This window comes from uncultured Cyclobacterium sp. (assembly GCF_963976465.1).
Taxonomy (GTDB): Bacteria; Bacteroidota; Bacteroidia; order Cytophagales; family Cyclobacteriaceae; genus Cyclobacterium.
Genome location: NZ_CAXBOC010000418.1, coordinates 1 through 5271 on the forward strand (window position 1 = coordinate 1; position 5271 = coordinate 5271).

Genomic DNA, 5271 nt, shown 5'->3' on the forward strand with positions numbered 1-5271 from the left:
TATTTGTATTGGTATAGCCGGTCTGGAAAAAATCTTTGAAACGATCGGGATAAGATACCAAAGGCGCAGGCTCTCCATTGCTGTTCCATTGAACCCATTCTTCGCCAACGTCCAGCTCAGGTCCCCAACTCTCATTCTGACTCTCCTCAAAAACATGCGCTCCACTCTTTCCTGAAGCAAACTCATTTTGGATGGGAATGTATTTAAAGGGAAAATTCATCACTATCGAAGAATTAACAGCGACACCTATTCCTTTTCTTCCGGAACCGGATTTTGTGGTAATCAATACCACACCATTACCGGCCCTAGAACCGTATAAGGCCGCTGCACTTGGTCCTTTCAGGATCGATACATTTTCTATATCATTGGGATTAATGTCTGAGATGGGATTACCCATGTCTGCTCCCCCAAAACCATTGTTCAATTTATTGGCAACAGGTACACCGTCAATAACAAATAAAGGCTGATTATCATTGTTTAAAGAATTGGCCCCTCGAATAATTATGTTTACTGACGAGCCGGCTGTTCCATCCATTTGGGAAATTTGCACACCGGCCACTTTTCCGGCCATTGCATTGAGTACATTATTTTGAGGTGTCTCTGTGAGGTCTCTCCCATCCACATTACCTACAGAATATCCCAAGGACTGCTTTTCCCTTTTCACACCCAAAGCGGTTACAACAGCTTCTTGAAGTGATTTCATATCCTCCCGCATCGTGATGTCTACAATTTCTCGATTTCCAACTTCAATCTCTTGGGTTTCAAAGCCTATAAAAGAAAACACCAAAATAGCCTTCTCATCTTCAAATTCAAGGGCATAATCCCCATTTTGATCAGTAACTGTGCCTATTGCCGTTCCCTTTAATAGAACAGTTACGCCGGGAAGACCTAGGCCATCAATTTCAGAAACCACTGTTCCATTGACCCTTTGTGCAACATCGACATTTGGTAAACTTTCTGCAATTTCATTGCTGCCATATGGAGCCATTTCTATAAGTCCATTATTTTGAGCGACAAGCTGTGACAAAACTGGTGTACCTGTACCCGACTGTCTGTTTTTGGCTATGATTACATAAGATCCTCCTCTCTGTTTTATAAATGACAATTTATTAGGGCTAAGGAGTTTATCGAGGTTGTTCTCCAATCCTCCCTTCCAGTCTATGCTCCTCATGTCCACAGTTATGTTTTGGATCATTCTGTCAGCAAATAAAATATCTGCTTTATAATAAGCCTTGAGCTTATCAAGTGCTTCTGCCAAGGCTACGCTGTATTGCGCCTCTGCCACCGGTATTTCTGCCAATTGCCGAGACTTTAGGTGGTTGGCTTTGGCATCTGCAATTGGAACATGATGCATAAAAATGCACAATGCCCCAATCAAAAGTGAAAAGTGTAAAATCTTTTTCATGTCAGATTCAGGGTTTTAATTATTAATATTTAGTGCTGCTTTACTTAAATTATTTTTTAAAATCATGGCTAACCATTTCATTCTTAATTGCAGGAAATATGGGTGAAAACAAATGTTTATTCGGAACCATAGAATCTAAATTTATTCTCGTTTGCTTCCATAGAAATACCTAAAACCTGTGCAACAGCAATGGCAAATTCCTCGGCATCTTCTGAGCGAAAGGAACCGGAAACGGTTAAATTTTCGATTGAGTCCTGGGATATTTCCACTTCCACACCATAATTATCCTTGATAAGATCCGATATTTCAGCCAGGCTCGTCTGGTTAAAGACATAGCGGTACTGCTTCCAAGAAGCGAATTCTTCAGCTGTCTTTACTTTCTTCTTTTGCAAATCGCCATCAGGTTTCATTCGAACTTTTTCTCCCGGTTTCATCATCACCGTTTCCCTTCCGCTGGCATTGTGCTTAATCAATTCAACTTTCCCTGATTTTAAATGTACTTCTGTATTTTGACGACGGTTGTAAACAGTAAATTCCGTACCGTGTACCACCACATCCAAACCATTCATTGTTTGGACGATGAATTGATTGAAGGGATCATGGGCTACATCAAAAGAGGCTTCTCCTGACAATTCAACTTGCCTTTTGCCAGATAAAAAGGAAAACCGAGCAGTTTTTAACTGGCTATTGGCATTTAAATAAACCTGCGTACCGTCATTTAATGCCACAGTAGACAACTCGCCATAGCCTGTACTGTAAGTTTTTACCAATACAAAATCCAATGCCCCGGAAAAAATTAAGGCAATGAGTATCACAGAGGCAACCATAAAGAGTTGATGCGCCGGCAATTTGGGTTTTATCGAATTAGTAATGCCTTCTCCTTTAAAAGGCGCTTTATGATCAATTTTTCTATTAAAGTCTAGGAAGGCCTGCTCGACATCTGCGATGTATTGTAGGTTTTGTCTTTCCCATTCTTCCAAACAGGAATAAAAGAATTCCTCATTTCTTGTGGATTCATTGACCCAATCATCAATCCATTTTTTTTGGATTACGGAGGCTGATCCATTAAAGCATTTATTAAGTAATTTCCTTATGGTTTCTTTATCATGCATTATAATTCGAGTTATTGGTTAGGTAAAGGTGGGTGAATGCTTAAAATTCACTTAAATAGCTGTGTAAACAGCATTAGCCAAAGCAACCATTTATCCTTTAGCAATTGGCGAATGGCAATTTTTGAACGGTAAAGTTGCGTTTCTACGGTTCTGACAGAAAGCCCAATTTCTGTGGAGATCTCCTTCATGGTTTTCCCTTCAAATTGGAACAAGAGGTATATTTTCCTTCGTTGGCCGGGAAGTGTTCCAATGGCTTTCTCAAAATCTTGGTAAAGTTCTTCGTATTCTGTAATGCTATCCGGCTGATAAGTCTCAGGAATCCTTGGCTCCGAAGTCGTGCTCAACTCTCCCTTTCGTGCCAAATCATGTTTTATATAATTAAAACCTCTGTTTCTTACCGACTGGAACAAGTAAGAGCGAATAGAGGATTTCACCTTTAAATAAAGCTTTTGATCGTAAAAATGAACCAAAAGATCAGAAACCAAATCTTGAGCAACTTCTTTTGACCCTACAAAGCGTACAGCGTGAGAACAAAGCGGTTGGTAGTAGCGCCGGAAAATCATTCCCATTCCTTTTTTGGGATCTTCTTTGAGCGCATGACTAATTAGCTGTTCATCATTCATTTTATCAGTTGAATTGGAAACCGAAGCTTCTTCTACACTGATAGGTGAACTGAGCCTTTTACTATTTATTGAAATTTTGGGTTCTGGCATTATTGTTTATGGTTTTATATTGCCTGTCATTTAATAAGACAATTAAATACCCTTGTACTACTTACAAAGTAAAAAAAATATTATTCGCTATTTCATTATTTTTAACCAATACAAACCTACTCATGTCACAATTATTCTTATGTTAATTTATGATTAAATAATTTTCATGGAATTTTACACCACTTGACCTAAAGCTTTTTCTATGCAATCGGACTATTCCAATATCACTTCTAATCTAAAATCACTTCATATATTGGAATGGGTTTAACTATGAGTAACTTTTAGCCTATTCCTATTTAGAATGATAAAATAAATAGGCCTAAATAATTGAGGAAAATCACCTCTATTCTAAAGTTTAACACATCCGCCGCAGGATTTAAAAAGAAATTTTCACCGAAATCTTCATTTTGTTGTTATGGAACAGGCTTTATTTCGTCATTTAGGTACAAGATGAAAACGGAAGAATTTAAAAATAGGGTGATTTCAATGTCAGAACGCTTGTACCCAATGGTGGCAAGGATGTTAGGTAGCCATGCAAATGCGGAGGATGCTATTCAAGAAATCATGATTAAGCTTTGGGAACGACGCAAGCAAATTAAAAATCACCCCAACTTACCGGGTTTTATTTTCCTTACTGCAAAAAATTATTGTTTGGATAAAATCAAGAAGAAAACGCCTACAGAAGACATATATGAGGCCAAACATTATGAATTTCCCGCTGATCAAGAACAAAATTCGCTTGAATGGAAAGAACTCAAGCAATTGATCGAAGAAATAATCAATAGACTGCCAGCTCAGCAACGTGAAATTATAATGATGAGAGATTTGGACGGATTAACATTCGACGAAATGGCAGTATTGACAACATTAAGAATAGATCACATACGGGTTCTTTTGTCTAGGGCAAGAAAACAAGTAACTAAAGAACTCCAAAAATCATATAGTTATGGAAAAGGGGAATATTAAAAACTGGATGGAGAAGTATACTTCAGGCCACAGTACGCTCACTGAGGAAGCTTACCATGTGAAAAATGTAGAGAAAAGCGCTGATAATGCTTCACTATGGTTCAGGTACCTAAAAAAAGAAAAGAAAGAAACACCAACTGATCTTAATGCGAAAATTTGGGACAAAATTCAGAAAAGAGAGAAAAAGGCCAAATTACGGAAACTAGCAATCGGTGGTATGTCCATCGCAGCTTCACTTCTTTTTTTATTGCTTTTTTTCAAACCGGAACCAAATCCTAAATCCTATAGTCTTGCAGAAAAGCAGGCCTTACTAAAGGAGGCTATGGCTATGTTTGAAAATGACAACATTTATAAAAAGAATAAAAAAGTGCTTTATGAGGATGATATCATCATCATATATGCTTCAAAATAATTAAGAAAAATTTAACCTTTAAAACAATTCACAATGAAACAACTACTATTAATTTTGTGTATAGCACTTGTGCCATTTTCTAGTATCCTGGCTCAGGAAAGCAATGAAAACATCCAAAAAAAGCTTGAAATCACTATTAGCGAAAATGACAATCCAGACGTCTACATTGATGGTAAAAAATACGACCATGCAATTGTTGAGTTGTTGGACAAAGAAAAAATAGCAACCATTAGTGTACTTAAGGATGAAAAGGCTTTGGAAAGGTACAATGCCCCAAATGGTGTGATTTTAATTGAAACCAAAGCAAAAAAAGAGGATCAAGTTAAAATTAGGTACAAGGATGGAAACAATAATGAAGCACACCCCTTAATTATCATCGATGGAATTAAGGCCGAAAAAGGAGACATGGAAAAGCTTGATCCTATAGATATAGCGTCCGTAGAAGTGTTGAAAGGAGAAAATGCTATGAAAAAGCACAATGCACCCAATGGTGTGGTGATCATTACCACAAAAGGAGCTAAAAAAGAGTAATACTTTTCTCAATGAGAATATCGGCGACCTAAAGAAAGTGAGATTGCCCTTAAGTCCAATTTTCAAAGCAGCCCATAAAAGGACTGCTTTTTTTTGCAGTAATCACTTTAACCAGGATTATGTAATTGGATT

Annotated in this window: 6 protein-coding genes; 3 read left to right on the forward strand and 3 right to left on the reverse strand. The window is 37.5% G+C overall.

Annotated features, from left to right (window positions below):
- The 3 genes from AAC037_RS19255 to AAC037_RS19265 form a co-directional block, all read right to left on the reverse strand.
- Nucleotides 1-1405 (reverse strand): TonB-dependent receptor plug domain-containing protein (locus AAC037_RS19255; RefSeq protein ID WP_339904888.1); only part of this gene is annotated, 1405 nt, incomplete at its 3' end.
- Between the two features lie 116 nt (nucleotides 1406-1521).
- Nucleotides 1522-2517 (reverse strand): FecR domain-containing protein, encoded by a 996-nt coding sequence (locus AAC037_RS19260; protein WP_339904889.1) that lies wholly within the window; start codon nucleotides 2515-2517, stop codon nucleotides 1522-1524.
- A gap of 47 nt (nucleotides 2518-2564) precedes the next feature.
- A complete protein-coding gene (locus tag AAC037_RS19265; protein ID WP_339904891.1) occupies nucleotides 2565-3230 on the reverse strand; it encodes a sigma-70 family RNA polymerase sigma factor in 666 nt (221 codons plus the stop codon).
- Between the two features lie 450 nt (nucleotides 3231-3680).
- On the opposite strand from AAC037_RS19265, the gene AAC037_RS19270 reads away from it, so the two are divergent.
- The 3 genes from AAC037_RS19270 to AAC037_RS19280 are packed head-to-tail and all read left to right on the forward strand — an operon-like array spanning nucleotide 3681 to nucleotide 5139.
- A complete protein-coding gene (locus AAC037_RS19270; protein ID WP_339904892.1) occupies nucleotides 3681-4196 on the forward strand; it encodes an RNA polymerase sigma factor in 516 nt (171 codons plus the stop codon).
- Nucleotides 4177-4608, forward strand: a complete 432-nt coding sequence (locus AAC037_RS19275; RefSeq protein ID WP_339904894.1) for a hypothetical protein — start codon at nucleotides 4177-4179, stop codon at nucleotides 4606-4608. The genes AAC037_RS19270 and AAC037_RS19275 overlap by 20 nt, the downstream gene beginning before the upstream one ends.
- Nucleotides 4609-4641: 33 nt before the next feature.
- Nucleotides 4642-5139, forward strand: a complete 498-nt coding sequence (locus tag AAC037_RS19280) for a TonB-dependent receptor plug domain-containing protein (RefSeq protein ID WP_339904895.1) — start codon at nucleotides 4642-4644, stop codon at nucleotides 5137-5139.
- Nucleotides 5140-5271 lie beyond the last annotated feature (132 nt).

Bases quoted from the DNA above. Each gene is read 5' to 3' on its own strand.
- AAC037_RS19265 (WP_339904891.1), bottom strand. From the start codon at position 3,230: ATGCCAGAACCCAAAATTTCAATAAATAGTAAAAGGCTCAGTTCACCT.
- AAC037_RS19260 (WP_339904889.1), bottom strand. From the start codon at position 2,517: ATGCATGATAAAGAAACCATAAGGAAATTACTTAATAAATGCTTTAAT.
- AAC037_RS19270 (WP_339904892.1), top strand. From the start codon at position 3,681: ATGAAAACGGAAGAATTTAAAAATAGGGTGATTTCAATGTCAGAACGC.
- AAC037_RS19280 (WP_339904895.1), top strand. From the start codon at position 4,642: ATGAAACAACTACTATTAATTTTGTGTATAGCACTTGTGCCATTTTCT.
- AAC037_RS19275 (WP_339904894.1), top strand. From the start codon at position 4,177: ATGGAAAAGGGGAATATTAAAAACTGGATGGAGAAGTATACTTCAGGC.